Source organism: Azospirillum sp., assembly GCF_050789165.1.
Genome location: NZ_JBOZRT010000062.1, coordinates 22,505 through 49,281 on the forward strand (window position 1 = coordinate 22,505; position 26,777 = coordinate 49,281).

Consider the following 26,777-nt stretch of genomic DNA (forward strand, 5'->3'; position numbering starts at 1 on the left):
CGCCCAAAGGGGTAAATTGGGGCCGGCGGCGGGCACGAAAAGCCTTAAATCTGGGGGATTGCCGCGGTCGTTGACGCGGGGCGGCACGCTGTCGATACTCCGCGTCCCGAACCGCCTTTCCAAATTGCGGAAAATCCATGTCGACCTCGAACGTCATCGCCTTCCAGGGCCTGCCCGGCGCCTATTCCGACCTGAGCTGCCGCTCGGTCTTTCCGGAGATGCAGACCCTGCCCTGCGCGTCGTTCGAGGACGCCTTCGCCGCGGTGCGCGAGGGGCGCGCCCGGCTCGCGATGATTCCGGTGGAGAACTCGGTGGCCGGCCGCGTCGCCGACAACCACCACCTCCTGCCGCAGGGCGGCCTGCACATCATCGGCGAGCATTTCCACCGGGTGAACCACCAGCTGCTCGCCCCGAAGGGCGCCACGCTGGGGACCATCAAGTCGGTGCACAGCCACATCCAGGCGCTCTCCCAGTGCCGCGAGATGACGCGCGCGCTGGGCCTGACGCCGGTCAACCACGCCGACACCGCGGGGGCCGCGGCCGACATCGCCAAGCTGAACGACCCGGCGCATGCCGCCATCGCGTCGAAGCTGGCGGCGGAGATCTACGGGCTGGAGATCCTCAAGGCCGACATCGAGGACGCGGCGCACAACACCACGCGCTTCCTCATCATGGCGCGCGAGCCGCGCATCCCGCCGGCCGGGTCGTGCAAGACCATCACCACCTTCGTCTTCCGCGTCAGCAGCCGGCCGGCCGCGCTGTACAAGGCGCTGGGCGGCTTCGCCACCAACGGGGTCAACCTGACCAAGCTGGAAAGCTACATGGTCGGCGGGCGCTTCGCCGCCGCGCAGTTCTACGTCGACGTGGAAGGCCATCCGGACGAGCGTCCTCTCCGCCTCGCCCTGGAGGAACTGGATTTCTTCGCCCGCGAGATGAAGATCCTCGGCGTCTATCCGGCCAGCCTGTTCCGGTACCAGGGAAGCCAGCTCAACGGCGAGGATTGACCGGCCGCCCGGAGTGACCGGTAATTACCGTCAATTTTATCTTTTCTGTGACGCCGCGAGGAATTTGTGCGTTGCCGCGCAAAGGAAATGCGGCATCCGGTCGCATGACCTGAAGAAACCGGGTCTTTACCTTTCCGCCGGCTGTCCATTCCCGGCAAGTTGTGCTATATATTTACACAAATAAAGAGCCCGCCAACGGGCCCTCCGCCCAAGACGTCCGGCCTTTGCACCATTGGCCGGCGCCATGGCGCCAACGGATGGAGGCGACCATGCTGACCTATGAAGACTGCATCGGTCTGGCGAACCTGGAAAAGGACGAAGTCGCGCAAATCGCCGAGCACGAGCGGCTTCCGTACATGACCGCCCTCGAGAAGGGCGCGGCGCTGCTGTCCCAGCCCTGGGGCGACGCGGCGATCCGCCAGATGGTGTGGGACAACCTGTGCCGGGCGAACCTGCGCCAGCACGCCGACCGCATCGACGCGTTGACCGTCATCTACCAGACGACCTGCGAACGGCATCCGAACCCGTGCGACCGTCGGCGGTCGCCGGTGCGCTCCACGCACCCGATCTGGACCGCCACGCACTGACGGACCGCAGGCCGCTCACCGGCCCGGCCCGGCCTCCACGAGGAGCCGGGCCGTCTTGGCTTCAACCCGCCGCGATCCAGTCGTCGATCAGCCGCCGGGCGATGGAGTCGAGGCGGGGCATGCGGAACGCGTCGCCGGGCTCCAGGTCGCGCAGGAAGTCGCGGGTGACCCAGCGCGCGCTCTCCAGCTCGTCGGTGGCCACGCTCACCTCGGCGGACAGCGCCCGCGCGGTGAAGCCCAGCATCAGCGAGGACGGGAACGGCCAGGGTTGCGAGGAGTGGTAGCGCACGTCGGTGATGCGCACGCCGACCTCCTCGAACACCTCGCGGGCGACGGCCTCCTCCAGGCACTCGCCGGGCTCGACGAAGCCGGCCAGCGTCGAGTGCATGCCCGCCGGCCACACCGCCTGCCGGCCGAGCAGGCAACGGTCGCCGCCGTCGTGCACCAGCATGATCACCGCCGGGTCGGTGCGCGGGAAGTGCGGCGTCGCGCACTCGGGGTTGGAGCACTTGCGCACGTGCCCGGCGTCGGTGCCCGCGGTGGGGGCGCCGCAGACGCCGCAGAAGCGGTGCCGGGTGTTCCAGTGCGTCAGGCCGCGGGCGTAGGCGCACAGCGAGCCGTCATGGTGATCCATCAGCGGCCCGACGAGGCGCAGGTCGACGAATCGGCCGCCGTCCGCGACGCAGGACGCCACCGCCGGGTGCTCCTCCGGCGCCTCCAGGGCGGAGAGGTCCACCGCGAACACCGCGGCGCCGTCGCGCAGGCCGAGCAGCACCGCCTCGTCCCCCCAACCACCGCCATGGGCGCCATCGGGCGGCAGCAGCGCCATGCGCGGCGCTTCCTCCGGCCCGACGACCAGGGAGCGGGCGCGCCAGACCGGCACGACGCGCGTGTCCGGCGCCGCGCGGGCGGAGGCGAGCCAGTCGGAATCCTTGCGGCGGTGGGCGGCGCGGTCGATGGAGCCGCAGGCGTAGACGTTCGGTCGGTCGAGCATGGCAGGAAGTCTAGGTCACGCTGCCCGTTCGGCAAACGCTTTCCGGCTTGCGCGGGGCGCGCACCCGTCTAGGATGCCCGCCACCCGTGCAACCGTCCGGCGGAGCCCGCCCGCATGTCCGAGTCCTGTCCCGCCCATCTGGTGGCGCTCGCCCAGCGTCTGGCCGACTCCAGCGCGTCGGTGGTGCGCCGCTACTTCCGGACCAACCTGACGGTGGACGACAAGGCCGACTCCTCCCCGGTCACCGTGGCCGACCGCGAGGCGGAGCGCATCGTCCGCACCATCATCGAGGCGCAGCGCCCCGACGACGGCATCTACGGCGAGGAGCACGGCACCAAGAACCTGGACGCCGAATGGGTGTGGGTGATCGACCCCATCGACGGCACCAAGAGCTTCATCGCCGGCCGGCCGATCTTCGGCACGCTGATCGCGCTGCTGCGGCACGGCCGCCCGGTGCTCGGCATCATCGACCAGCCGATCATCGGCGACCGCTGGATCGGCGTCGCCGGCCGCCCGACCACCCACAACGGCCAGCCGGCCAAGGTGCGCGGCTGCCCCGGCGGGCTGTCCGGCGCGATGCTCGGCACCACCTCGCCCGACCTGTTCCCCGGCGGCACCGCCGCGGGGTTCGCGCGGGTGCGGGACGCGGCGAAGGTCACCGTGTACGGCGGCGACTGCTACACCTACGGGCTGCTGGCGTCGGGCTATTACGACCTCGTCGTGGAGGCCGGGCTGAAGCTGTACGACTTCGCCGCCCTGGTGCCGGTGGTGACCGGGGCCGGCGGCGTGATGACCGACTGGCAGGGCAATCCGCTCGACGCCGCCTCCGACGGGCGCGTCATCGCCGCGGGCGACCCCCGCACCCACCGCGAGGCCCTGGCGACGCTCGCCGGCTGACCTACTATCAGGCTCCATGACCTCCACCATCGTGACCCCTCTGGCGCGCTCCGTCCTCGACGAGGCGCCGGACAACCTCAAGGCCTTCGTCGGCTCGCTGGCGGACAAGGTGGCGCAGGGCGCCAACTGGATGGTCCGCAAGAAGACGCTGTGCGACTACATGCTCAGCCTCGGCGCCTACCTGACTCTGAGCCCGGCGGAGCGGCTGGAGCTGGCCGGGGCCAGCGGCGTCGAGCTGCCGCCGGAGGACGGGAACGGCGGAGATCTGCCGGCGAAGTTCGGTGAGGTGCTGCCCTTCTACGTCGGCGCCATCCTGGAGCGCCTGGGCGAGGAGCGCATCGCCAGCGCCGAGCAGGCCGCCGTCTACGTCCTGTCCATCCATCCCGAACACCAGGCGGCGGCCGAGACCTGGATGACGGCCGACCCGCGCAACGCCAAGGCCGTGCGCAAGGTGGTGCGCGGCGACAAGCGCTTCGCCACCCTGCTGAAGACCGCCCGTTTGACCGGCGCCAGCGCCGGCGCGCTCACCGAGGAAGGAGCCCGATCATGACCGCCATCGCCAAGCCCGAACACTCGGTGTTCGACACGGCGCCCGAGGAACTGCGCCCGGTGCTGGAATCGCTGGTCGAGGCGGCGCAGGCCGACGCCAACTGGAAGGTCCGCAAGAAGACGCTGCTGGACGCGCTGCTGGTGGTCGAGACCATGACCCAGCTCAGCCCGAAGCAGCAGGAAGCCTTCGAAGCGCTGATGACCGGCATGGAGGATGGCTCGATCTCCGAGGCGGAGGCCAAGGCGCGCATGGACGCCATCGAGGCGGTCGAGGACGACGAAGAGGGCGGGGAGGGCATCGACATCCTGCCGATGTTCATCGGCGCGGTGCTGGAGCGCCTGGGCGAGGACCGCATCACCAGCGTCGAGCAGGCGGCGCTCTACATCCTCTCGGTCCATCCCGAGCACTACGAGGCGGCCGAGGACTGGCTGCAGGCCGACGAGAAGAACGCCACCGCCTTCAAGAAGCTGCTGCGCAGCGACCGCCGCTACGCCGGCCTGTTCGACGCGCTGCTCGGCGAGGACGAGGAGGAGGAGGGCGAAGGCGAGGCGTGACATCCCGCTTGACCCGCGCCGATCGATGGCGATCTTTCGAAGGATCGCCACCGTCCGCGGGTCGTCCTTCATGCGCCTTCTCACCGCCGTCGCTGCCGTCGCCCTGGTCCTGAGCGCCCCGGCCCTGGCGGACACCGTCCGCACGCACGCGCTGCGGCAGTTCGGGGCGCCGATGTTCGGGCCGGAGGTCAGCCACTTCCCGCACGCCAACCCGGACGCGCCGAAGGGCGGCGCGGTGACGCTCGCCTCGCCGGGGACGTTCGACAGCCTGAACGGGCTGATCCTGCGCGGCGTGCAGCCGCGCACGCTGGGGCTGATCTCCGACGGCCTGATGACCGGCTCGGGCTGGGAGCTGGACGCCGCCTACGGGCTGCTGGCGGAGAGCGTCGAGGTCCCGGATGACAAGAGCTGGGCCGTCTTCCACCTGCGCGCCGGTGCGCGCTGGCACGACGGCACGCCGGTCACCGCGCAGGACGTGGCGTTCACCTGGGAGGCGGTGCAGGCGTTTGGTGCGCCCTTCATCAAGTCGTTCCTCGACAGGGTGGCGACGGTGGAGGCGCTGGACGACCGGCGGCTGCGCATCGCGCTGAAGACCACCGGCGAGATCAAGCCGATCATCGACTTCGGCACCGCCATGCCGGTGCAGCCGAAGCACTGGTGGACGTCGAACGGACGCGACATTTCCAAGACGACGCTGGAGCCGCCGCTGGGCTCCGGCCCGTACCGGATCAAGGCGGTCGATCCCGGCCGCTCGATCACCTACGAGCGGGTGGCGGACTACTGGGGCAAGGACTTGGCCGTCAACCGCGGCCAGTACAATTTCGACGTGGTGAAGGTGGACTTCTACCGCGACGACGACGTGATGTTCGAGGCGTTCAAGGCCGGCGCCTACGACCTGCGCACCGAGAACCGCGCCCAGCGCTGGACCACCGGCTACGACTTCCCCGCGGCGACCGACGGCCGGGTGGAACGCCGCGCCATCCGGAGCGAACTGCCGCTGGGCGCCCAGGGCTACCGCTTCAACCTGCGCCGGGCCAAGTTCGCCGACCCGCGGGTGCGCGAGGCGTTCGGCTACCTGTTCGATTTCGAGTGGATCCGCAAGAACATCCTGTACGGCCAGTACACGCGCACCACGTCGAACTTCCCGAACTCCGACTACGGCGCCAAGGGGCTGCCGACCGGGGCGGAGCTGGCGTTGCTGGAACCCCACCGCGCCAAGCTGCCGGAGCGGCTGTTCACCCAGCCCTTCGAGCCGCCGGCCACCGACGGCAGCGGCAACAACCGCGCCAACGTCCGCAAGGCGTACGAGCTGTTCAAGGCGGCCGGCTGGGAAACGCGCGACGGCAAGCTGGTCAACCTGAAGACCGGCGAGCCGATGACCATCGAGTTCCTCGACGGCACCGGGTCGCTGACCCGCGTCAACCAGCCCTACGTCGAGACGCTGCGCCGCGCCGGCATCGACGCGCAAATCCGCATCGTCGACACCGCGCAGTTCCAGAAGCGGTCGGAGGAGTTCGACTTCGACGTGATCGTGGTGAACTTCAACTTCTTCAGCCCGCCGGGCACCGAGCTGCGCAGCTATTTCGGCTCGGCGGCGGCGGACGTGCCGGGCTCGGCCAACCGCGCCGGCATCAAGGATCCGGTTGCCGACGAGATGATCGAGAAGGTGATTGCGGCGAAGGACCTGGAGAGCCTGCAGGCGGCCACCCGGGCGCTCGACCGCGTGCTGCTGTGGAATTTCACCATGGTCCCGCACTGGTACAACCCGGAGAGCTGGGTCGCTTACTGGACGAAGTTCGGCTGGCCCGAGACCACGGCGAAGTACGACATGGCCTTCCGCAACAGCGGCTTCCCGACGACGTGGTGGGTCGATCCGGCCAAGGCGGCGAAGCTGGGGCGGTGAGTCCGCCACGCTTGCGCCTTGATCGTGGCGGAGCGTGGGGCCAACTGGAGGGAGCGGTTTTGCCCCCTCCCTAACCCTCCCCCGCTTCGCGGTGGAGGGAAATTGAGCCCCCTCTCCCGCGCAGCGGGGGAGGGACGGGGAGGGGGCCAGGAGGCCACGGGGAGCGGAATGAACAACAAGAAGACCACCATCCTGGCCCTCGCGCTCGGCCTGCTCCTGACATCCCCCGTGCACGCCCAGACCACCAAATCCTGGGGCATCGCCGAGTTCGGCCAGCCGAAGTACGGCGCCGACCTGACGCACTGGCCCTACGCCAACCCGGACGCGCCGAAGGGCGGTTCCATCGTTCTGGGCGCCTTCGGCAGCTTCGACACGCTCAACCCGATGATCGAGCGCGGCTCCTGGCCGAGCAGCATCGGCCTGACCGGCGCCACGCTGATGGCCGGCTCCGCGGACGAGCTGGTCGCCGCCTACGGCGTCGTCGCCGAAAGCGCCGAAATCCCCGCCGACAAGAGCTGGATCGCCTTCGACCTGCGCCCGGAGGCGCGCTGGCACGACGGCACGCCGATCACCGCCGAGGACTTCGTCTTCGCCTTCGACTTCATCCGCAAGAACGGCCGGCTGTTCCTGCGCTCCTTCTACGACGACGTGGAGGGCTGCGCGGCCGAGACGCCGCGGCGCCTGAAATGCACCATGCGCACCCGGGACACCATGAAGCCGCTGGTGGCGATCGCCGGCCTCGGCCCGGTGCCGCGCCACTACTGGATTCAGCCCGGCCGCGACCTCACCAAGACGACGCTGGAACCGCCGGTCGGCGCCGGCCCCTACCGGATCAAGCACGTGGATCCCGGCCGCTCCATCACCTACGAGCGGGTGAAGGATTGGTGGGCCAAGGACCTGGCGCAGATGCGCGGCCTGTACAACATCGACGAGCTGCGCTTCGACTACTACCGCGACGACACGGTGATGTTCGAGGCGTTCATGGCTGGCCGCATGGACTTCTGGGAGGAGAACCGGGCGCAGCGCTGGGCCACCGCCTACACCACCGCCGCCGTGACCGAGGGCCGCATCGTCCGGCGCGAGACGCCGGACAACACGCCGCGCGGCGTCTCCGGCTACGTCATGAACACGCGCCGGCCGATCTTCCGGGACATCCGCGTCCGGCAGGCGATCAACTGGCTGTACGATTTCGAGACGGTGCAGCGCCAGCTGCTGTATGGCCAGTACAAGCGGCTGAAGAGCTGGTTCCCCAACTCCGAATACGGCGCGTCCGGCCCGCCGACGCCGGAGGAGCTGGCCATCCTCGCCCCCTACAAGGACAAGCTGCCGCCCGAGGCGACGGCGAAGGCGTTCGAGCCGCCGGTCACCGACGGCACCGGCAACAACCGCGCCAACGTGCGCGAAGCCATGCGCCTGTTCAAGGAGGCCGGCTGGGAGGTGAAGAACGGCGTGCTGACCAACGCGAAGACCGGTCAGCCCTTCGCGTTCGAGATCCTGATGGCCGATCCCGGATTCGTCCGCGTGACGGAGCCGTTCGTGGTGGCGTTGAAGCGGGTGGGCATCGACGCGCAGATCCGCGTGGTCGACACCGCCCAGTACAAGGTGCGCACCGACGAGTACGACTTCGACATGGTGAACCTCGCCCTCAACTTCTTCGCGCCGCCGGGGCCGGAGCTGCGCTCGTTCTTCTCCGCCAAGGTGGTGGACGTGAAGGGGCAGGGGAACTTCGCCGGAATCAAGGATCCGGTCGCCGAAGAGCTGATGGACAAGATCGTCTCCGGCACCGATCTTCCCACCATCGAGGCGACGACCCGGGCGCTGGACCGCGTGCTGTTGTGGGGCTACTACATCGTGCCGCTCTGGTATAACGATTCGGACCGCCTCGCCTATTGGGACAAGTTCGGCTATCCGCGGACCATGGGGAAATACTCCAACGGGTTCCCCACCACGTGGTGGCTCGACCCGGCCAGGGCGGCGGCCCTGCCGGCCCGCCGCTGACCTGAACCCGGCGCACGGAAGGGACTGAGCCGACGATGCTGGCCTACATCATCCGCCGCCTGCTGCTGATCATCCCGACGCTGTTCGGGATCATGGTCATCAACTTCCTGATCGTGCAGATCGCCCCCGGCGGCCCGATCGAGCAGATCATCGCCCGCGTCCAGGGCACCGCCGTTGAGGCGACCGCGCGCATCGGCGGCACCGGCGGCGGCGACGCCTCGTCCGGTGCGCAGCAGGCGCAGCAGCACCAGGGCGGCGGCGAGGGCAGCCGCTACCGCGGCGCGCAGGGCCTGGACCCCGAGTTCATCAAGCAGCTGGAGCGCGAGTTCGGCTTCGACAAGCCGCTGCATGAGCGCTTCTTCCACATGATCTCCAACTACGTGATGTTCGACTTCGGCACCTCCTACTTCCGCGACCGGCGGGTGGTGGATCTGGTGCTGGAGAAGATGCCCGTGTCGATCTCGCTGGGCCTGTGGACGACGCTGCTGACCTACCTCGTCTCCATCCCGCTCGGCATCGCCAAGGCGGTGCGCGACGGCAAGCCGTTCGACGTCTGGACCTCGGCGGTGGTCATCGTCGGCTACGCCATCCCCAGCTTCCTGTTCGCCGTGCTGCTGATCGTGGTGTTCGCCGGCGGGCGCTACTTCGACTGGTTCCCGTTGCGCGGCCTCGTTTCCGACAACTGGTCGGAGCTGCCGTGGTACCGGCAGATCGCCGACTATTTCTGGCACATCACGCTGCCGGTGCTGGCGCTGGTGATCGGCGGCTTCGCCGGGCTGACCATGCTGACCAAGAACTCCTTCCTGGAGGAGATCAACAAGCAGTACGTCGTCACCGCCCGCGCCAAGGGGCTGAAGGAAAAGCAGGTGCTGTACGGCCACGTGTTCCGCAACGCCATGCTGATCGTCATCGCCGGATTCCCCGGCGCCTTCATCGGCATCCTGTTCACCGGCGCCCTGCTGACCGAGGTGATCTTCTCGCTGGACGGGCTGGGCCTGCTGGGCTTCGAGGCGGCGATCAACCGCGACTACCCCGTCATGTTCGGCACGCTGTACTTCTTCACGCTGCTCGGGCTGGTCATGAACCTGGTGGGCGACGTCACCTACATGCTGGTCGATCCGCGCATCGACTTCGAGGCACGGGGGGCCTGATGGCGACGCCGTATCAGCCGCGCTTCCTCGGCATCCCCGTCACGCCGCTGACGAAGCGGCGGCTTTACAACTTCCGCGCCAACCGGCGCGGCTTCTGGTCGTTCTGGGTCTTCCTGGCGCTGTTCATCGCCTCGCTGTTTGCCGAGTTCATCGCCAACGACCGGCCGCTGCTGATCCGGTATCAGGACCAGTACTACTATCCCGTCTTCCAGGATTATCCGGAGACGGCCTTCGGCGGCGAGTTCGAGACCAACACCGACTACCGCGACCCCTACGTCCAGCAGATCATCGGCGAGAAGGGCTGGATCCTCTGGGCGCCGGTCCGCTACTCGTACCGCACCATCAACTACAACCTGCCGGTCCCCGCCCCGGCGCCGCCGTCGGCCGAGAACCTTCTGGGCACCGACGACCAGGGGCGCGACGTGGTGGCGCGGCTGATCTACGGCTTCCGCATCTCGGTGCTGTTCGGGCTGGTGCTGACGCTGTTCTCGTCGGTCGTCGGCGTCATCGCCGGCGCCATACAAGGCTACTTCGGCGGCTGGACCGACCTGCTGTTCCAGCGCTTCATCGAGATCTGGCAGGGGTTGCCCACCCTGTTCCTGCTGATCATCCTGTCCAGCGTGGTGACGCCGAACTTCTGGTGGCTGCTGGGCCTCCTGCTGCTGTTCTCCTGGACCTCGCTGGTCCACGTGGTGCGGGCGGAGTTCCTGCGGGCGCGCAACTTCGATTATGTGCGGGCGGCCAAGGCGCTGGGCGCCACCGACGCGACCATCATGGTGCGGCACGTGCTGCCCAACGCCATGGTGGCGACGCTGACCTTCCTGCCCTTCATCCTGAACGGCTCGATCACCACGCTGACGGCGCTGGACTTCCTGGGCTTCGGGCTGCCGCCGGGCTCGCCGTCGCTGGGCGAGCTGCTGGCGCAGGGCAAGGCCAACCTGCAGGCGCCGTGGCTGGGCCTGACCGCCTTCTTCGTGCTGGCGATCATGCTGAGCCTGCTGATCTTCATCGGCGAGGCGGTGCGCGACGCCTTCGACCCGCGCAAGACCATCGCGCAGCTCGCCACCGGCCCGGCCGAGGCGCCCGCGGCCAAGGCCGCCGAGCGCAAGGCCGCGGAATGACCAGGGACCCGTCCATGACCGAACTCCTGACCGTCCGCAACCTGGGTGTCGAGTTCGGCGCCTCCGGCAGCGCCGTTCCCGCCGTGAAGGGTGTGTCCTTCGACATCGCCAAGGGGGAGACGCTGGCGCTGGTCGGCGAGTCCGGCTCCGGCAAGTCGGTGACGGCGCTGTCCATCCTGCAGCTGCTGCCCTACCCGATGGCGCGGCATCCCACCGGCTCCATCCGGTTCCAGGGCACCGAGCTGATGGGGGCGAACGAGCGTACGCTGCGCGGCGTGCGCGGCGACCGCATCGCCATGATCTTCCAGGAGCCGATGACCTCGCTGAACCCGCTGCACAGCATCGAGCGGCAGATCAACGAGACCCTCTTCCTGCACAAGGGCCTGGACCGCGCAGCCGCGCGCAAGCGCACGCTGGAACTGCTGCGCCTCGTCGGCATCCCGACGCCGGAGCGGCGCCTGGGCGCCTACCCGCACGAGCTGTCGGGCGGCCAGCGCCAGCGCGTGATGATTGCCATGGCGCTGGCCAACGAGCCCGACCTGCTGATCGCCGACGAGCCGACCACGGCGCTGGACGTCACCATCCAGGCGCAGATCCTCGAACTGCTGAAGGACCTGCAGCAGCGCTTCGGCATGGCGCTGCTGCTGATCACCCACGACCTGGGCGTTGTGCGCAAGATGGCCGACCGCGTCTGCGTCATGAACAAGGGGGAGATCGTCGAACAGGCCTCGGTCGCCGACCTGTTCGTCCGCCCCCGGCACTCCTACACCCAGAAGCTGCTGGCCGCCGAGCCCAAGGGCAACCCGCTCACCCCGCCCACCGACGCCCGCGCGGTGATGACCGCCAGCGACATCAAGGTGCACTTCCCGATCAAGAAGGGCCTGCTGCGCCGCACGGTGGACTATGTGCGCGCGGTGGATGGCGTGTCGGTGGACGTGCGCGAGGGGCACACGGTGGGCGTGGTCGGCGAGTCCGGCTCGGGGAAGACGACGCTGGGCCTCGCGCTGCTGCGCCTGCACGCCAGCCAGGGCGCCATCCGCTTCGACGGCAAGGACATCCAGGGCCTGTCGGCCGGCGAGGTGCGGCCGCTCAGGCGCGAGATGCAGGTGGTCTTCCAGGACCCCTACGGCAGCCTCAGCCCGCGCCTGTCGGTCGGCCAGATCGTCGGCGAGGGGCTGAAGATCCACGGCATGGGGTCGGCGCGCGAGCGCGACGCCATGGTGGCGAAGGTGCTGGAGGAGGTCGGCCTCGACCCCGACAGCCGGCACCGCTACCCGCACGAGTTCTCCGGCGGCCAGCGCCAGCGCATCGCCATCGCGCGCGCCCTGGTGCTGAAGCCGAAGTTCGTCGTGCTGGACGAGCCGACCAGCGCCCTCGACATGAGCGTGCAGGCGCAGATCGTCGACCTGCTGCGCGATTTGCAGGCGCGCTACAACCTCGCCTACCTGTTCATCAGCCACGACCTGCGGGTGGTGCGGGCCCTGAGCAGCCACGTCATCGTCATGAAGGACGGCAAGGTGGTGGAGCAGGGGCCGGTGCGCCAGATCTTCGAGACCCCGCGCGAGGAGTACACCCGCGCCCTGCTGGCCGCCGCGTTCAACCTGGAGGCGGTGAAGAGCGACGCGGTGCGGACCTGATCCCTACGCGCCCCCACCCTCCCCACGCTTGCGCGCGGGTCCCCTCCCTCCCCTGCGCAGCGGGGGAGGGGTAAGGGGTGGGGGCAAGTGCACCTCCCGCCATTCCCCAGGCCCCAGATCGCCCAGCGTCCAGTCCCCCACCGACCAGCGGATCAGCCGCAGCGTCGGGAAGCCCACCGCCGCGGTCATTCGGCGGACCTGCCGGTTGCGGCCCTCGCGCAGCGTCAGCTCGATCCAGGCGGTCGGGATGCTGGCGCGGTGGCGGATCGGCGGATCGCGCGGCCACAGCCCCGCCGGCTCGTCGATCAGCCGCGCCCCGGCCGGCAGAGTCGGGCCGTCGTTCAACTCGACGCCGCGGCGCAGGCGCTCCAGCGCCTCCGCGTCCGGCACGCCCTCGACCTGCGCCCAGTAGACCTTGGGCATCTTGTGCTTCGGGTGGGCGATGCGGGCGATCAGGGCGCCGTCGTCGGTCAGCACCAGCAGCCCCTCGCTGTCGCGGTCCAGGCGGCCGGCGGGGTAGACGCCCTTGACCGGCACCAGCCCGGCCAGCGTGGCGCGGTCCTCCGCTTTGTCGGTGAACTGCGGCAGGACGCCATAGGGCTTGTTCAGCAGGATGAGGCGCGGCACGGTAGGGCTTGCGGTAGGGAACGCTGCTCACGACATGCCGCAGGACACAGCCGGGATCAAGCACCGACCATGACGACCCTCCTCTTCGTCTCCCCCACCGACAATTCCGAGGCATGGCGCGGCGAAATCGCCAAGCGGCTGCCGGACCTGGAGTTCCGCGTCTGGCCGGACGCCGGCGATCCGGCCGCCATCGACTGCGCGCTGGTCTGGAAGCCGCCGCCCGGGGTGCTGGCCGGCCTGCCGAACCTCAAGCTGATCCTGTCGCTGGGCGCCGGGGTGGAGCGGCTTCTGACCGACCCGACGCTGCCCGACGTGCCGCTGGTGCGCATGGTCGCGGATGGGCTGACCGAGGACATGGCGGCCTACGTCGTGCTCCAGGTGCTGCGCTGGCAGCGCCAGGTGGACGCCTACACCGAGCAGCAGCGCGCCGGCGTCTGGAATCAGCTCGGCCACAAGCCGGCGTCGGAGGTGCGCGTCGGCATCCTGGGCCTCGGCGTGCTGGGCGAGGCGGCGGCGCGGGCGCTGACGCCGCTGGGCTTCCAGGTGATCGGCTGGAGCCGCTCGCCCAAGGAGATCCGCGGCATCGAGACGCTGCACGGCGAGGATGGGCTGGTGGCGCTGGCGGCGCGCAGCGACTTCCTGGTCTGCCTGCTGCCGCTCACCGACCAGACGCGCGGCATCCTGAACGCCGGGCTGTTCGCCACGCTGCCCAAGGGGGCGGTGGTGATCAACGCGGCGCGCGGCGGGCATCTGGTGGAGGCAGACCTGCTGGCGGCGCTGGAGAGCGGCCACCTGGGCGGCGCCAGCCTGGACGTCTTCGCCGAGGAGCCGCTGCCGGCCGGCCATCCGTTTTGGACGCACCCGAAGGTCCACGTCACACCGCACGTCGCCGGCATCACCCACCCGTCGCGCTGTTCCGACCACATCGCCGACGCCATCCGCCGCGCCGAAACCGGCCAGCCGCTGTTGCACGTGGTGGAGCGCGGGCGGGGCTACTGAAAACGGCCGAATGGCTTTCGGCGGCACGCGCACCCATATGGGAGACAAGGGTTACCGAAACAGGAGAAGACCATGAACCTTCGCGTCTGCTTCGAGAACTCGGAGCGTGTGAACGTCAACGACGCCGCGATGATGCGGCACTACGTCGAGAGCTACCTCGCCGACTTCAAGCCGGAGTGGGCGGGCTTCATCATGATCCCGCACGCCGAGACGAAGCGCGGCACCATGGAGCCGGTCTGGCAGGTGCTGATCCGCGACGCCAGCGCCCGCACCGAGCGCGAGCTGCTGGAATACCTCGCCGAGAACCCCATGGCCGCCTACCACGTCCACGTCTACCGCAAGGACGGGGGGAACGAGGTGAAGGTCCATTAGAAGGGGCGGCGGGCCTTCAGGGCGGCGGTCAGCGTGCCGTCGTCCAGATAGTCCAGCTCGCCGCCGACCGGCACGCCGTGCGCCAGGCGCGACACCGCGACCTCGGCGCCGGCCAGGCGGTCGGTGACCACGTGCGCGGTGGTCTGGCCGTCCACCGTGGCGTTCAGTGCCAGGATGACCTCGGTAACCGCCGGGTCCTTGGCGCGCTCGGCCAGCGCCGCGATGGTCAGGTCGTCCGGCCCGACGCCCTGCAAGGCCGACAGCACGCCGCCCAGCACGTGGTACACGCCGCGGTAGGAACGCGTGCGCTCCAGCGCCCACAGGTCGCCGGCGTCCTCCACCACGCAGATGGTGGAGCGGTCGCGCATCGGGTCGGCGCACACGGTGCACGGGCTGCGGGTGTCCAGGTTGCCGCACACCGGGCAGGTGCGGATCGCCTCGGCGGCGTGCGCCAGGGCTTCCGACAGCGGCACCATCAGGGTTTCGCGCCGCTTCATCAGCTGCAACGCCGCGCGCCGCGCCGACCGCGGCCCCAGCCCCGGCAGCTTGGCGAGCAGCTGGATCAGGCGCTCGATTTCAGGTCCGATCATGAAACTCAGCCGTTCCAAACACAAATGAACGCAGGCCGGCGTGCAGCCGCTTTCGCAGCACTATGAACGTCATGCCCGGGCTTGTCCCGGGCATCCACGCACCTGGACCTTCGGAAAAGCCGCGGTGCGTGGATGGCCGGGACAAGCCCGGCCATAACGGAAAAGTGTTCATGCCTTCCGAAGAGCTGCTCTAAAGGCAACCCGCGTTCACCCGTGAAAATATAGGCACTCAGAACGGCAGTTTCATGCCCGGCGGCAGCTTCAGACCGCCCATCATCTTGGAGGTTTCGTCGGCGACCTGCTGCTCGACCTTGGCCTTGGCGTCGTTGAAGGCGGCGACCAGCAGATCCTCCAGCACCTCGACGTCCTCGGGATCGACGATCGACTTGTCGAGCTTGACCTTCTTCAGGTCGCCCTTGCCGTTCAGGGTGACGCTGACCATGCCTGCACCCGACTGCCCCGACACCTCGATGTCGGCCAGCTTCGACTGCATCTGCTGCATCTTGGCCTGCATCTCCTGGGCCTGCTTCATCATCTGGCCGAGGTTCTTCATCTCACTCGTCTCCCAAATCGCTCATTTCGTCCAAGGGGTACAACAGCGCATCGCGGATGTTGATGTCGTCGGCGTCGGGCTCGTCCGCCCCCGCCGCCTCCGCCGCCGCGGCAGCCGCCGCCGCGGCGAGGTCGCGCACGTCCAGGATCTTCGCCCCGTCGAAGCTGTCCAGCACGGCGCGCACCACCGGGTTGGCCGCGGCCTCGTCCAGCGCGCGCTGGGCCGCGGCGTCCTCCTGCTGCTTCAGCGTCGGTTCGCCGGGGCGGTCGCTGACCACCACCACCCAGCGCTGCCCGGTCCATTCGCTGAGCAGCTGGCCGACGCGGTTGGCGAGGTTGGCGGGCGCCGCCGGCTCCGGCCGGATCTCCAGGCGCCCCGGTTCCATCCGCACGAGGTGCGCGGCGCCGAACAGGTTGCCGTACAGCGCGCCCTCGCGCCGTTCGGCGAACAGCTGCACCAGCGTGCGGTAGTCGCGCGGCATCGGCGCCCAGTCTTCCGGGCGCGCCGTGGCGACCGCCTCGACCGGCTGCGGCGCCGCTTGCACGGCGTGGCCGCCGACCGCGCGCGCGGCACCGCCGCCGGCGATGGCGACCGGGCCGCCGCCGGGCGGGCGCGGGGCGCTTCCGCCGCCGTTGCCACCCGTGCTGCCGGCGTTCTGCAACTGGCGGATCAACTCGCCCGGCGTCGGCAGGTCGGCGGCGTAGGAGAGGCGAACGATCACCATCTCCAGCGCCTGCTGCGGGATCGGCGCCGCCTGCACCTCGCCCAGGCCCTTCAGCAGCAGCTGCCACGCGCGCGTCAGCGCCGGCATGGACAGCTTGGCCGAAAGGTCGCGGCCGCGGGTGCGCTCGGCCTCCGGCATGGAGGGATCGTTGGCGGTGTCGGGGATGACCTTGAGCCGCGTCAGGCTGTGCACGAGGTCCAGCAGGTCCTGCAGGATGACTAGCGGGTCGGCACCGACGCGGTGCAGGTCGGACAGGATGTCCAGCGCCTCGGCCGGGCGGGCGGACACCGCCGCCTCGAACAGGTCCAGGATGCGGGCGCGGTCGGCGAGGCCGAGCATGTCGCGCACCTGCACGGCGGTGACGCTGCCGCCGCCCAGCGCGATGGCCTGGTCGAGCAGCGACAGCCCGTCGCGCACCGAGCCGTCGGCGGCGCGCGCCACCAGGGAGGCGGCGTCCGGCTCGATGCTGGCGCCTTCCAGCCCGGCGATTCGGGTGAAGTGCTCCTTCAGCACCGCGCCGTCCACCCGGCGCAGGTCGAAGCGCTGGCAGCGCGAGAGCACCGTCACCGGCACCTTGCGGATCTCGGTGGTGGCGAAGACGAACTTCACGTGGGCCGGCGGTTCCTCCAGCGTCTTCAGGAGCGCGTTGAACGCGCTCTTGGAGAGCATGTGGACCTCGTCGATGATGTAGAGCTTGTAGCGCGCGGACACCGGCGCGTAGCGCACGCCGTCGATGATCTCGCGGATGTCGTCGACGCCGGTGTGGGAGGCGGCGTCCATCTCCATCACGTCGACGTGCCGGTCCTCGGCGATCGCACGGCAGTTGTCGCAGACGCCGCACGGGCTGATGGTCGGCCCGCCGGTGCCGTCCGGGCCGGTGCAGTTCAGCGCGCGGGCGATGATGCGGGCGGTGGTGGTCTTGCCCACGCCGCGCACGCCGGTCAGCATGAACGCCTGGGCGATGCGGCCCGAGTTGATGGCGTTGGTCAGCGTGCGCACCAGCGCGTCCTGGCCGATCAGCTCATCGAAGCTCTTCGGGCGGTACTTGCGGGCGAGCACCCGGTACGCCTGCGGTGCGGCGCTGTCGGAGGCTGCGGGCGTTTCGGCGATGGTCGTATCGGTCACGCTGCTGGACGCACTTTATGACGGGCCGCCAGAATAGCGGCTCGGGCTCCGCTTTGCGCGTTCAAATTTTCAGGGCGAATTTTTGGCTAGGTGGGAGACTGGACGAACGACCCGAGCCGGAACTCGTTACGGCTGCTTCCTTCCGGACCTGACCGGGTTGGCGAGGGACTCGTCCGACGCCAGCCTCCCGCCGCGAATATCGTCATGCCGGCCGTCCTATGCAAGCTGAATCCGACTCGTCGCGTTTTTCCGGGAACCTCGGCGCCGCCCGGCGCATCCTATGGGCAAGGAGAACAGGGAGGACCCCGATGGCCGGGCACCTGAGGATCGCGGCGGGCGGCGAGGCGGAGGCCGACCTGCTGGACGCCATGAGGCGCGGCGACACGCGCGCCTTCGAGACCGTGATGCGCCGGCACAACCGCCGCCTCTTCCGCATCGCCCGCTCGATCCTCAAGGACGAGGGCGAGGCGGAGGAGGCGGTGCAGGACGCCTACCTGCGCGCCTTCACCCACCTGGACCAGTGCGCCGACGGCGACCGGTTCGGCGGCTGGCTGGCGCGCATCGCGGCGAACGAGGCGCTGATGCGCCTGCGCAAGCGGGGGCGGGTGCGGCTGTTCGCCGACGGGCTCGAGGCCGAGGAGGAGGGCGCCGCCGCGGTGGTGCCGCTGTGGACCGCCGCCAGCACGCCGGAGGAGCTGTTCGCCGTGGCCGAACTCAGACGTCTGGTCGAGCGGGCGATCGACGACCTGCCGGACGGCTTCCGCGCCGTCTTCGTGATGCGCGCGGTGGAGCAGATGAGCGTGCAGGAGACCGCCGCCTGCCTGGGCATCCCGCCCGAGACGGTGAAGACCCGGCTGCACCGGGCGCGGGCGCTGCTGCAGAAGGCGCTCAGCGATCATCTCGACCGCCTCGTGCCCACCGCGTTCGGTTTTGCCGGCGAGCGGTGCGACCGCATCGTCGCCGGCGTGCTCGCGCGCCTCAGGGACTGACGCGCGCCCTATCGCAACAGGAGGAAACCATGCTGAAGCGGACGCTTCTGGCGGCCGTTGCCGCCACCGTTCTGTCCATGCCGATCTGCGCTGGGCCGTCCTACGCCGCCGACGTGCCCGAGAAGGGGCCGCCGGGCGGCGACTACAGGAAGGTCAGCGATCTGGTGAGCGGGCTGCCCGACTTCATCCCCGGGCTCGGCACGCTGTACGTCAAGCCGTCGGCCCTGCCGACCGGTCCCTACCTCGCCTACGACCGCGGGCAGCATCTGGTCGGCGCCGTCTACATGGTGCCGATGAAGGACATGCAGGACCAGAAGGACTTCAAGCGCCTCGCCGCGCCGCACCGGCCGGTCGACCACGTGACGGTCGATTTCAACCCCGGCCATCCCGGCATGGCGGAGCCGCACTACCACTTCACGGTCTGGTACGTGTCGGAGAAGAAGGCTGACCAGCTCGCCGAGGCGCCGGGGAGGAAATGAACGGTCCGCCGGGGCGTGGTCAGATCAGCGCGGTCGCCAGCGTCCACAGGCCGTAGCCGATGCCGACGACCACGCCCCACGACAGCGCGATCAGCACCGCCCAGAGTGCCACCAGCTTCGGTCCACGCATCTTCTCCACCCTCGGTTCGGGCAGATTCCCCCCGGTCATAGGGTGTTCGTGCCTCCGCGTGCGGTCAACCACTCCCGCTTCGGTACGCTCGTTGCGCGTCAGGACCGGCATCGGGGGAAGCTGTGCCATGGGGAGGCGCCTGTCGTGGGGACCTTCCCTGAATGTAGGTGCTGCAATTGCGGGGCAGGTGGGACCAATCGCGGTACCCACCTTTGCGCAAGGTCCCGCGGCGGGGGAGGGACGCTCCCCCGCCGCGTCCGCCCTTACTTCTTCTTGAGCGCGGCGACGCCCGGCAGGTCCTTGCCTTCCAGCCACTCCAGGAAGGCGCCGCCGGCGGCGGAGACGTAGGTGAACTTGTCCTCCACCCCGGCCGAGGCCAGCGCCGACACCGTGTCGCCGCCGCCCGCCACCGACAGCAGGCCGCCTTCCTGCGTGCGCTCGGCGACCAGACCGGCCACCGCGTTGGTGCCGGCGTCGAACGGCTTGATCTCGAACGCGCCCAGCGGGCCGTTCCACACCACCGTCTTGGCGCCCTGGATCTTCAGGCCCAGGAACTCCACCGTCTTCGGCCCGACGTCCAGCGCCATCTCGTCGGCGCCGATGGCCTTGGCGTCGACATCGCGGCTGGCGGCCCCGGCCTTGAACTCCTTGGCGACGATGAAGTCCAGCGGCAGCAGGATCTCGCAGCCGGCCTTCTTCGCCGTCTCCATGATGGCGCGGGCCTGGTCGGCCATGTCCTTTTCGCACAAGGACGCACCGACATCGACGCCCTGCGCGTAGAGGAAGGTGTTGGCCATGCCGCCGCCCAGCGCCAGCATGTCCACCTTGCCCACCAGGTTGCCGAGCAGGTCGAGCTTGGTGGAGATCTTGGCGCCGCCGACCACGGCGCACACCGGGCGCTCCGGCTTCTCCAGCGCCTTGGTCAGCGCCTCCAGCTCCTGCTGCATCAGCCGGCCGGCGGCGCTGGGCAGGTGGCGGGCCACCCCCTCGGTCGAGGCGTGCGCGCGGTGCGCGGCGGAGAAGGCGTCGTTGACGTAGACATCGCCCAGCTCGGCCATCTGCTTGGCGAAGGCGGGGTCGTTCTTCTCCTCCTCGGCGTGGAAGCGGGTGTTCTCCAGCAGCACCATCTGGCCCGGCTTGATCGCCGCGATGGCGGCCTTGGCCTTGTCGCCGATGCAGTCCTCGGCGAAGGCGACCTCCTGGCCGACGGCCTTGGAAAGATCGCTCAGCACCTGGCGCAGCGAGTTCTTGGTGTCCGGCCCGCCCTTGGGGCGGCCGAAGTGGGAGAGGATCACCACCTTGGCGCCCTTGCCCGCGAGTTCCTTCAACGTCGGGGCCAGACGGTCGATGCGCGTGGTGTCGGACACCTTGCCGTCCTGCATCGGCACGTTCAGGTCGGCGCGCACCAGCACGGTCTTGCCGTTCACGCTCAGGTCGTCGATGGTGTTGAAGTCGCTCATGGCCACAGACCCCAGAAGGTTCGAATCTGGCGCGCAACGAAGCACAGCGCGCCCGGCTTTGCAACGCCGCACGGCGGGGTAGGGACCGAAGGTCGCGGCCCGGCGGTCATAAGGGACTCGCCTTGGCGGATAGGGTCACCACCTTATCGCTATGACCGATTCCCCGCGACCCGAGTTCCCCCGTCCGCCGCTCGTCGGCCCGGCCGGGCGCCTCGCCTACGCCGCGTCCCAGGCGGCGCGGGTGGCGTGGTTCTTCGGCCAGTACGCGCTGGCCGCCCGCATCTCCGGCCCCAATGTCCCGCGCGAGCGCCGCCCGCCGGGCCTGCGCGTGCCCGACACCCGCGGCGTCCTGGCCGAGCTGCGCGCGCTGATGGAGCGCGACCTCGCCAACATCGAGGCGGGCTACTACCGCCTGCCGCACGACCTGATCCCCAGCCCGGCCAGGGTGGTGGCGGACGCCGCCGCCTTCTTCCGCGACCTGCCGGAGGTGACGCGCCGCCGCCGCGCGCACGTCGGCACCGAGGTGCGCGCCAACCCGCCGCCGGGGTCGGAGGCGCTGCCCGCCTACTACCGCCAGAACTTCCACTTCCAGACCGACGGCTACCTGTCGGAGCGCAGCGCGCGGCTGTACGACCATCAGGTCGAGGTGCTGTTCGGCGGCGGCGCCGACGCCATGCGGCGTCAGGCGCTGGTGCCGATCTTCGAGCATCTGCGGACCCGGGCGGTAGCGGACTGCCGGCTGCTCGACGTGGCGGCCGGGACCGGACGCTTCCTGACCTTCGTGAAGGACAACTGGCCGCGGCTGGACACCACCGCGCTCGACCTCTCGCACGCCTATCTGGCGGAGGCCCGGCGCAACCTCGCGCCGTGGGCGCGCACCAGCCGCGCGGTGCAGGCGGCGGCCGAGGCCCTGCCGCTGCCCGACGCCGGCCAGGATATCGTCACCTGCATCTACCTGTTCCACGAGCTGCCGCGAAAGGTCCGCGCCCGGGCGGCGGCCGAGTGGGCGCGGGTGCTCAAGCCCGGGGGCATCGTCGTCTTCGTGGACAGCCTGCAGACCGGCGACAACCCGGTGATGGACGGCCTGCTGGAGCTGTTCCCCATCGCCTTCCACGAACCCTTCTACGCCGACTACGCGCGGCAGGACCTGCGCGCGCTGTTCGCCGGGGCGGGGCTGGCGGTGGTCTCGGAGACGCCGGCCTTCATGTCGAAGGTGATGGTGCTGAAGAAGGGCGGGGACGCGCCGTCATAAAACCGCAATGAAACTGCAAAACTTGTCTGGCTAGGCAATGTGAATACGTCCGTGTAGAAAAGTTGGACCCGAACCTCCCCCTTTCGATGCCATGGCCGACGCCGAACACAACCGCGAGACCGAACTGAAGCTGGCCGCGCGGCCCGAAGACCTGCCGGCGCTGCGCTCGGCCCCGGCGCTCGGTGCCGCCAGCCGCGCCGCCACCAGCGCGCTGGAGAGCGTCTATTACGACACCCCGGACCAGCGCCTCGCGCGCCAGCTGGTCAGCCTGCGGGTGCGCAGGAAGGGCAAGCGGTTCGTCCAGACCCTCAAGGGCCCGCCGTTCGCCGAGGGCGGCCTCGGCCGCGCCGAGTGGGAATGCCCGGTGCCCGGCCCCGCGCTGGACCTGTCGCTGTTCACCGAGCCCGACGCGCGGGCGCTGCTCGACTCGGTGGGCGTGGATGAGCTTCAGCCGATGTTCACCACCGCCATCCAGCGCACCATCCGCGTGCTGGACGGCGGCGGCGCGGTGATCGAGGTGGCTTTCGACAAGGGCGAGATCCGCACCCCGGCCGGCGCCGTCCTGCCGCTGTGCGAGGTGGAACTGGAGCTGAAACAGGGCGAGTCGAAGGCGCTGTTCGATCTGGCGCTCGACTTGGCCAAGACGGCGCCGCTGCGAGTCGAGTCGCGCACCAAGGCGGCGCGCGGCTTCGCGCTGGCGGCCGGCGGGGTGGACGAGCCGGTGAAGGCGGCGAAGATCGCGCTGTCGCCCGAGGTGACGGTGGAGGGGGCGCTGTGCCGCATCGTCTCCAACTGCCTCATCCACCTTACGGAGAACGAGGCGTGCTCGCTGAAGGGCGAGGACCCGGAGGGCATCCACCAGATGCGGGTGGCGCTGCGCCGCCTGCGCTCGGCGCTGGCGCTGTTCCGCCCCTACGTGCCGGCGGAGCAGTACGACTGGCTGGTCGGCGAGGTGAAGTGGCTGGGCGGCCATCTGGGGCCGGCGCGCGACTGGGACGTCTTCCTGACCGACCTGCTGGCTCCGGTGCGCCAGGGGCTGGAGCGCACCAACGTCCAGGAGGCGCCGCTGTTCAGCGGCATTGACGCCCTGGAGGCCGCCGCCCGCGCCAGGCGCGACGCGGCGTACCAGGGCGCGCGGGAGGCGATCCTGTCGCCGCGCTACACTGAATTCATGCTGCGCCTCGGTGCGTGGCTGGAGGACCAGGGCTGGCGCGCCCAGCCGGTCAGCGAGGAGTCGGCGCGGCTGCTGCAGCCGGTCATCACGCTGGCCGACGAGCTGCTGACCAAGCGCCGCAAGCGGGCGCGCAAGGCCGGGCAGGGCTTCGCCGAGCTGTCGGTGGAGGACCGCCACCAGCTGCGCATCGCGCTGAAGAAGCTGCGCTACGCCGCGGAGTTCTTCCGCTCGCTGTACGAGGACAAGGCGGCGCGCCGCTACATCCAGCGGCTCGCGGCGTTCCAGGACGCGCTGGGCCACCTGAACGACGTGGCGACGGCGACGCGCCTGCTGCACGACCTGCACGCCGACGGCAGCCGTGCCGGCACCGGCGAGCGCCGCGCCGCCGGGCTGGTCATCGGCTGGCTGGCGCGCGGCGTGGCCGACCTGGAGGCGCACCTGAACGAGCAGTGGGACGGCTTCCACGGGGCGAAGCTGTTCTGGTCGCGGGCGCGGGCGGAGTAAGGTTTGCCCCCACCCTAACCCTCCCCCGCTGGGCGGGGGAGGGAACAAAGCCCTCACTCCACCGGCAGCTCCAGGGCGAACACCGTCCCGCTGCCCGTGCTCTCGACCAGCCGCAGGTCGCCGCCGTGCGCCCGGGCGATCTCCCGCGCGATGGCGAGGCCGAGGCCGGTGCCGCCGGCGCGGGCCGAGCCGGCGAAGGGCTGGAACAGGTTCTCGCGCGCCCGCGGCGGCAGGCCGGGGCCGTTGTCGGTTACCGTCAGCACCAGCCGCCCGTCCGTCCGCCGCGCTTCCACCGTCACCGAATCCGCCCCCGCCTGCACCGCGTTGCGGCCGAGGTTGGCGAGCGCCCGGACCAGCTGGTCACCGTCCGCCGACAGAGTCAGCCCGGCCGGCACTTGGCCAACCCACACGGCGTCCGTGCGCGCGCCATCAGGTCTTAGGGACGAGGCCACCTCCGCCCCCGCCTCCTCGACCAGGGCGGCGAGGTCCACCCGCGCGCGGCGCAGCGGCAGCACGCCGTCCTGGGTGTAGGACAGCGTCTGCCCGCACAGGTCGACGGCGCGGTCGATGGCGCCCATCAGGCGCGGCGTCACCCGCCGCACCTCGGGGTCGGCGCTCTCGGCCAGGCGCTCGGACAGCAGGGCGGCGGTGGAGAGGATGCCGCGCAGGTCGTGGTTGATCTTCGCCACCGCGGTGCCCAGCGCCGCCAGCCGCTCGCGCTGGCGCAGCGCGGTGCCCAGCGCGTCCTGCATGGCGATCAGTTCGCGCTGGGCGACGCCGATCTCGTCGCGGCGCGGGTCGGGGGCGAAGGTGGGCTCGGCGTGTTCGGGATCGCGGCGGAAGGCGACCATGCTCTCGGTCAGCCGGCGCATCGGACGCACCAGCATCACCACCAGCGCCAGGAACACCAGCCCGGCGGTGATCAGCGAGATGACCACGGAGAGCACCAGGATGCGCTCGGAATAGTCGAGCATCGCCATGACCATCGGGCGCTCGTCCATGACGATCTCGACGCGCTGCGCCACGTCCTTGGGCGAGCGGTCGATGACGCGCAGCACGCGGTTCTGCCTCTGCGCCAGCGCCATGAAGGCGTCGGCGATCAGGTCCACCACGCCGGCGCCGCGCAGGTCGACCACCGCGTCCACCTGCGGCGGCATGGAGCGCGACAGCATGTAGACCCGGCTGTCCGGCTGCACGAGGTCCACCGCGTGCGCGCCGACATGGGCGAGCAGCTTGGCCTCCAGCTCCTTGGTCACCATGCGGTCCGGGGCGGCCTCCACCGCCAGCGCGGCGAGGTGGGCGGCCGAAAGCCGCTCCTGCAGGTAGGTCAGGCGGAAGCGGGCGATGGACGGCGTGTAGATCAGCACCTCCGCCAGCATCACGAACAGCACGGTCAGCACCAGGAGCTTGGCGGACAGGCTGCGGGTCGCGGTCGGAAGGGGCATGCCGCCCATGGTAGGGCAGCCTCGCCGGCTTGCCTACGGCGGAGTCTCCGGTCGCGACGAACTTTCGAAAGAGGTGGGCGCCGGACCAAGGCGGCGAGGTTACGGACGGGCGGCTTGCGGCCGGGCGCCGTCCTCGCGACCTTGCCTATGCGCACAAGGGAAGGAGCGCCCGGCACAGGGCGAGCGGAAATGGCACGGACGGACGCACGGTACAACGTGACGGAGCTGCGCGGGCTCGCCTGCCTGCTGCTGGTCGCCTACCACACGGTGGGCGTGCCGGGGTCGGGCATGCACGTCGGCGACGATTCGCTGTACCGATACCTGACCAGCAGCTTCGAACTGATCCGGATGCCGCTGTTCACCTTCATCTCCGGCTACGTCTACGCGGCGCGGCCGGTGCGGGAGGGCATGCTCAAGGTCTTCTTCGGCAAGAAGGTGCGGCGCCTGCTGCTGCCCTTCGTCATCGTGTCGACGGTGTTCTACCTGCTCCAGACCGCGGCGCCCGGCTCGAACGGGAACGACGCGCCGGAGGAGATGTGGCGGATCTACGTCTTCTCCTACGCGCACCTGTGGTACCTGCAGGCGCTGTTCTTGATCTTCGCCGTGGTCGGCGTGGCCGACGCGTTCGGCCTGCTGGCGACGCCGCGGGCGTTCGCGCTGGGCTTCGCGCTGGCGCTCGTCGCCTTCTTCGCCATCGACACCGAGGCCAACCCCTGGTCGGCGAACGAGGCGGCGACGCTGCTGCCGCACTTCCTGCTGGGGGTGGCGGTGCGGCGCTTCGCCGACACGTTCCGGCAGCCGCGGGTGTGGGCGCTGGCGCCGCTGGGGCTGGCGGTCGGGCTGGCGGTGCACCAAGCGTCGCTGCTGCACCTCGTGCCCTTCCACATCGGGTGGAAGAGCGGGGTGGCGCTGCTGTGCGGCATGGGCGGGGCGCTGACGCTGCTGCGCGTCATGCCGTCCAGCGGGGTGATGCGCACGGTGGGCGAGGCGTCCTACGCCATCTACCTCTACCACACCTTCTTCACCGCGGCGGTGCGCATCGTCCTGGTGCGGCTGGGGTGGCAGGCCGACCTGCTGGTGTTCGCCACCTCGCTGACCGCCGGCATCATGGGGCCGATGATCGTCGAGGCGCTGGCCGTCCAGCGCCCCTGGTCGCGGGTGGCGCTGGTCGGCCGGGCGTGACGGCTCAGCCGGCCGCCACCTGGGTGACGCTCATCGCGAAGTATCCCGCCGACGCCTCCAGCACCCGCTTCGGGGCCAGCACCGCCAGCTCGTCGCGCGGCGAGGGGTACAGTTCGACCTCGGCCTCGGCGGCGTAGAACGGGCCGAACTCCTTGGCATCCGCGACCATGCGGACCAGCTGCGGCTCGGCCGGCCTGGCGCCGCCGACGATGCTGGGAAGGCCGAACAGGCCGTAGGTCGGGCGGGCCAGCAGGCCGAGGTGCCTGCCCTCGCCGCCGGTCAGCGTCAGCGCCGCCTGCGCCAGACGCCGGTCCTTCACCGCCAGCGAGGCGCCGAGCCGCGTGCCGGCGCGCGACGGGGCGCCGGCCACGTGGTCCACCGGGTAGGAGCGGGTGAGCCAGACGCTGCCCAGCTTCTTCGGCAGGCCCTGCAGCCAGCCGCGGATCAGCGACACGTCCTGGTCCACGTAGATGAAGGGGCAGAAGCTGACCGGCGCTCCGGCGCGCTCCGCCTCCACCAGCACGAAGCACTCACGGTACTGGGAGTAGACGGGGTCGAGCAGCTCGCTGCCGTCGGAGGTCGCCTGCCAGTCGGCGAAGTGCACGGTGGCGCGGCCGGTGGCCGTGCCGAAGCCGTCGGGCAGGAAGGCGGCGGCGGTGCCCGCGTCCAGCTCGTAGTCGATGGAGAACAGCCAGCCGGCGTAGTGCCACGGCGGCGCCGGGGCGAGCGAAGAGCGGCCCTCGGGCGTGAGCGGCGACGTGAAACCGGTGAGCATG

The 26,777-nt window shown here is 70.2% G+C and carries 25 protein-coding genes and 1 other RNA gene; 17 read left to right on the forward strand and 9 right to left on the reverse strand.

The features are described from left to right. Positions 1-137 precede the first annotated feature (137 nt). Positions 138-1,004 (forward strand): prephenate dehydratase, encoded by an 867-nt coding sequence (locus ACRWK7_RS14835; RefSeq protein ID WP_431857030.1) that lies wholly within the window; start codon positions 138-140, stop codon positions 1,002-1,004. Positions 1,005-1,273: 269 nt separating this feature from the next. Further along, on the forward strand, positions 1,274-1,591 hold the full coding sequence (locus ACRWK7_RS14840; protein WP_431857031.1) for a hypothetical protein: 318 nt from the start codon (positions 1,274-1,276) through the stop codon (positions 1,589-1,591). A 61-nt stretch (positions 1,592-1,652) separates the two neighbouring features. Here ACRWK7_RS14840 and nudC read toward each other — a convergent pair whose 3' ends face one another. Beyond that, positions 1,653-2,585, reverse strand: a complete 933-nt coding sequence (gene nudC, locus ACRWK7_RS14845; protein WP_431857032.1) for an NAD(+) diphosphatase — start codon at positions 2,583-2,585, stop codon at positions 1,653-1,655. A 114-nt stretch (positions 2,586-2,699) separates the two neighbouring features. Between nudC and hisN the strand changes: the two genes are divergently transcribed. The 8 genes from hisN to ACRWK7_RS14885 all read left to right on the forward strand — a co-directional run bounded on the left by hisN (position 2,700) and on the right by ACRWK7_RS14885 (position 12,396). Further along, positions 2,700-3,482 carry a histidinol-phosphatase gene (gene hisN, locus ACRWK7_RS14850; protein ID WP_431857033.1) on the forward strand — a complete coding sequence of 261 codons (783 nt, stop codon included), beginning with the start codon at positions 2,700-2,702 and terminating at the stop codon, positions 3,480-3,482. Between the two features lie 16 nt (positions 3,483-3,498). Next, positions 3,499-4,032, forward strand: a complete 534-nt coding sequence (locus tag ACRWK7_RS14855) for a hypothetical protein (RefSeq protein ID WP_431857034.1) — start codon at positions 3,499-3,501, stop codon at positions 4,030-4,032. Then, complete coding sequence (locus ACRWK7_RS14860) at positions 4,029-4,586, forward strand: hypothetical protein (protein ID WP_431857036.1); 558 nt, start codon at positions 4,029-4,031, stop codon at positions 4,584-4,586. The genes ACRWK7_RS14855 and ACRWK7_RS14860 overlap by 4 nt, the downstream gene beginning before the upstream one ends. Positions 4,587-4,656: 70 nt before the next feature. Next, complete coding sequence (locus ACRWK7_RS14865) at positions 4,657-6,489, forward strand: extracellular solute-binding protein (protein ID WP_431857037.1); 1,833 nt, start codon at positions 4,657-4,659, stop codon at positions 6,487-6,489. A gap of 168 nt (positions 6,490-6,657) precedes the next feature. After that, a complete protein-coding gene (locus tag ACRWK7_RS14870) occupies positions 6,658-8,487 on the forward strand; it encodes an extracellular solute-binding protein (RefSeq protein ID WP_431857038.1) in 1,830 nt (609 codons plus the stop codon). A gap of 35 nt (positions 8,488-8,522) precedes the next feature. Then, a complete protein-coding gene (locus tag ACRWK7_RS14875) occupies positions 8,523-9,638 on the forward strand; it encodes a microcin C ABC transporter permease YejB (protein WP_431857039.1) in 1,116 nt (371 codons plus the stop codon). Then, positions 9,638-10,759, forward strand: a complete 1,122-nt coding sequence (locus tag ACRWK7_RS14880) for an ABC transporter permease (protein ID WP_431857040.1) — start codon at positions 9,638-9,640, stop codon at positions 10,757-10,759. The genes ACRWK7_RS14875 and ACRWK7_RS14880 overlap by 1 nt, the downstream gene beginning before the upstream one ends. A 14-nt stretch (positions 10,760-10,773) precedes the next feature. Beyond that, positions 10,774-12,396 (forward strand): ABC transporter ATP-binding protein, encoded by a 1,623-nt coding sequence (locus ACRWK7_RS14885; RefSeq protein ID WP_431857041.1) that lies wholly within the window; start codon positions 10,774-10,776, stop codon positions 12,394-12,396. A 3-nt stretch (positions 12,397-12,399) separates the two neighbouring features. Here ACRWK7_RS14885 and ACRWK7_RS14890 read toward each other — a convergent pair whose 3' ends face one another. Then, positions 12,400-13,023 carry an rRNA large subunit pseudouridine synthase E gene (locus ACRWK7_RS14890; RefSeq protein WP_431857042.1) on the reverse strand — a complete coding sequence of 208 codons (624 nt, stop codon included), beginning with the start codon at positions 13,021-13,023 and terminating at the stop codon, positions 12,400-12,402. Positions 13,024-13,092: 69 nt separating this feature from the next. Here ACRWK7_RS14890 and ACRWK7_RS14895 point away from each other — a divergent pair, with 69 nt between their 5' ends. Together ACRWK7_RS14895 and ACRWK7_RS14900 are read left to right on the forward strand one after the other, a co-directional pair. Further along, positions 13,093-14,022, forward strand: coding sequence for a 2-hydroxyacid dehydrogenase (locus tag ACRWK7_RS14895; protein ID WP_431857043.1), 930 nt, complete (start codon positions 13,093-13,095; stop codon positions 14,020-14,022). 72 nt (positions 14,023-14,094) lie between these two features. Further along, entirely contained in the window at positions 14,095-14,394 is a 300-nt protein-coding gene (locus ACRWK7_RS14900; protein ID WP_431857044.1) for a hypothetical protein, read from the forward strand. On the opposite strand, the gene recR is transcribed toward ACRWK7_RS14900, so the two are convergent. From recR to ffs, 4 genes are all read right to left on the reverse strand, one after another. After that, positions 14,391-14,984, reverse strand: a complete 594-nt coding sequence (recR, locus tag ACRWK7_RS14905) for a recombination mediator RecR (RefSeq protein WP_431857045.1) — start codon at positions 14,982-14,984, stop codon at positions 14,391-14,393. The two genes, ACRWK7_RS14900 and recR, sit on opposite strands and share 4 nt — an antisense overlap. A gap of 229 nt (positions 14,985-15,213) precedes the next feature. Next, a complete protein-coding gene (locus ACRWK7_RS14910; protein ID WP_109122072.1) occupies positions 15,214-15,537 on the reverse strand; it encodes a YbaB/EbfC family nucleoid-associated protein in 324 nt (107 codons plus the stop codon). A 1-nt stretch (position 15,538) separates the two neighbouring features. Next, positions 15,539-17,386, reverse strand: coding sequence for a DNA polymerase III subunit gamma/tau (locus tag ACRWK7_RS14915; RefSeq protein ID WP_431857046.1), 1,848 nt, complete (start codon positions 17,384-17,386; stop codon positions 15,539-15,541). 90 nt (positions 17,387-17,476) lie between these two features. Then, an RNA gene (gene ffs, locus ACRWK7_RS14920) (signal recognition particle sRNA small type) lies at positions 17,477-17,574 on the reverse strand. A gap of 120 nt (positions 17,575-17,694) precedes the next feature. Here ffs and ACRWK7_RS14925 point away from each other — a divergent pair. Both ACRWK7_RS14925 and ACRWK7_RS14930 read left to right on the forward strand, forming a co-directional pair. Continuing rightward, positions 17,695-18,375: an RNA polymerase sigma factor gene (locus ACRWK7_RS14925; RefSeq protein WP_431857047.1), complete on the forward strand. Its 681-nt coding sequence runs from the start codon at positions 17,695-17,697 to the stop codon at positions 18,373-18,375. Between the two features lie 29 nt (positions 18,376-18,404). After that, positions 18,405-18,854, forward strand: coding sequence for a hypothetical protein (locus ACRWK7_RS14930; RefSeq protein WP_431857048.1), 450 nt, complete (start codon positions 18,405-18,407; stop codon positions 18,852-18,854). A gap of 393 nt (positions 18,855-19,247) precedes the next feature. On the opposite strand, the gene ACRWK7_RS14935 is transcribed toward ACRWK7_RS14930, so the two are convergent. Beyond that, positions 19,248-20,444 carry a phosphoglycerate kinase gene (locus tag ACRWK7_RS14935; protein ID WP_431857049.1) on the reverse strand — a complete coding sequence of 399 codons (1,197 nt, stop codon included), beginning with the start codon at positions 20,442-20,444 and terminating at the stop codon, positions 19,248-19,250. Between the two features lie 151 nt (positions 20,445-20,595). Between ACRWK7_RS14935 and ACRWK7_RS14940 the strand changes: the two genes are divergently transcribed. Both ACRWK7_RS14940 and ACRWK7_RS14945 read left to right on the forward strand, forming a co-directional pair. Further along, on the forward strand, positions 20,596-21,696 hold the full coding sequence (locus ACRWK7_RS14940; protein ID WP_431857050.1) for a class I SAM-dependent methyltransferase: 1,101 nt from the start codon (positions 20,596-20,598) through the stop codon (positions 21,694-21,696). A gap of 91 nt (positions 21,697-21,787) precedes the next feature. Next, positions 21,788-23,374 carry a CHAD domain-containing protein gene (locus ACRWK7_RS14945; protein ID WP_431857051.1) on the forward strand — a complete coding sequence of 529 codons (1,587 nt, stop codon included), beginning with the start codon at positions 21,788-21,790 and terminating at the stop codon, positions 23,372-23,374. Between the two features lie 53 nt (positions 23,375-23,427). Here the strand turns inward: ACRWK7_RS14945 and ACRWK7_RS14950 are convergent, their stop codons facing one another. Next, positions 23,428-24,819, reverse strand: a complete 1,392-nt coding sequence (locus ACRWK7_RS14950; RefSeq protein ID WP_431857052.1) for a sensor histidine kinase — start codon at positions 24,817-24,819, stop codon at positions 23,428-23,430. A gap of 189 nt (positions 24,820-25,008) precedes the next feature. Between ACRWK7_RS14950 and ACRWK7_RS14955 the strand changes: the two genes are divergently transcribed. After that, complete coding sequence (locus ACRWK7_RS14955; protein WP_431857053.1) at positions 25,009-26,001, forward strand: acyltransferase family protein; 993 nt, start codon at positions 25,009-25,011, stop codon at positions 25,999-26,001. 4 nt (positions 26,002-26,005) lie between these two features. Here ACRWK7_RS14955 and ACRWK7_RS14960 read toward each other — a convergent pair whose 3' ends face one another. After that, complete coding sequence (locus ACRWK7_RS14960) at positions 26,006-26,776, reverse strand: acetoacetate decarboxylase family protein (RefSeq protein ID WP_431857054.1); 771 nt, start codon at positions 26,774-26,776, stop codon at positions 26,006-26,008. Between the last annotated feature and the right edge of the window lies 1 nt (position 26,777).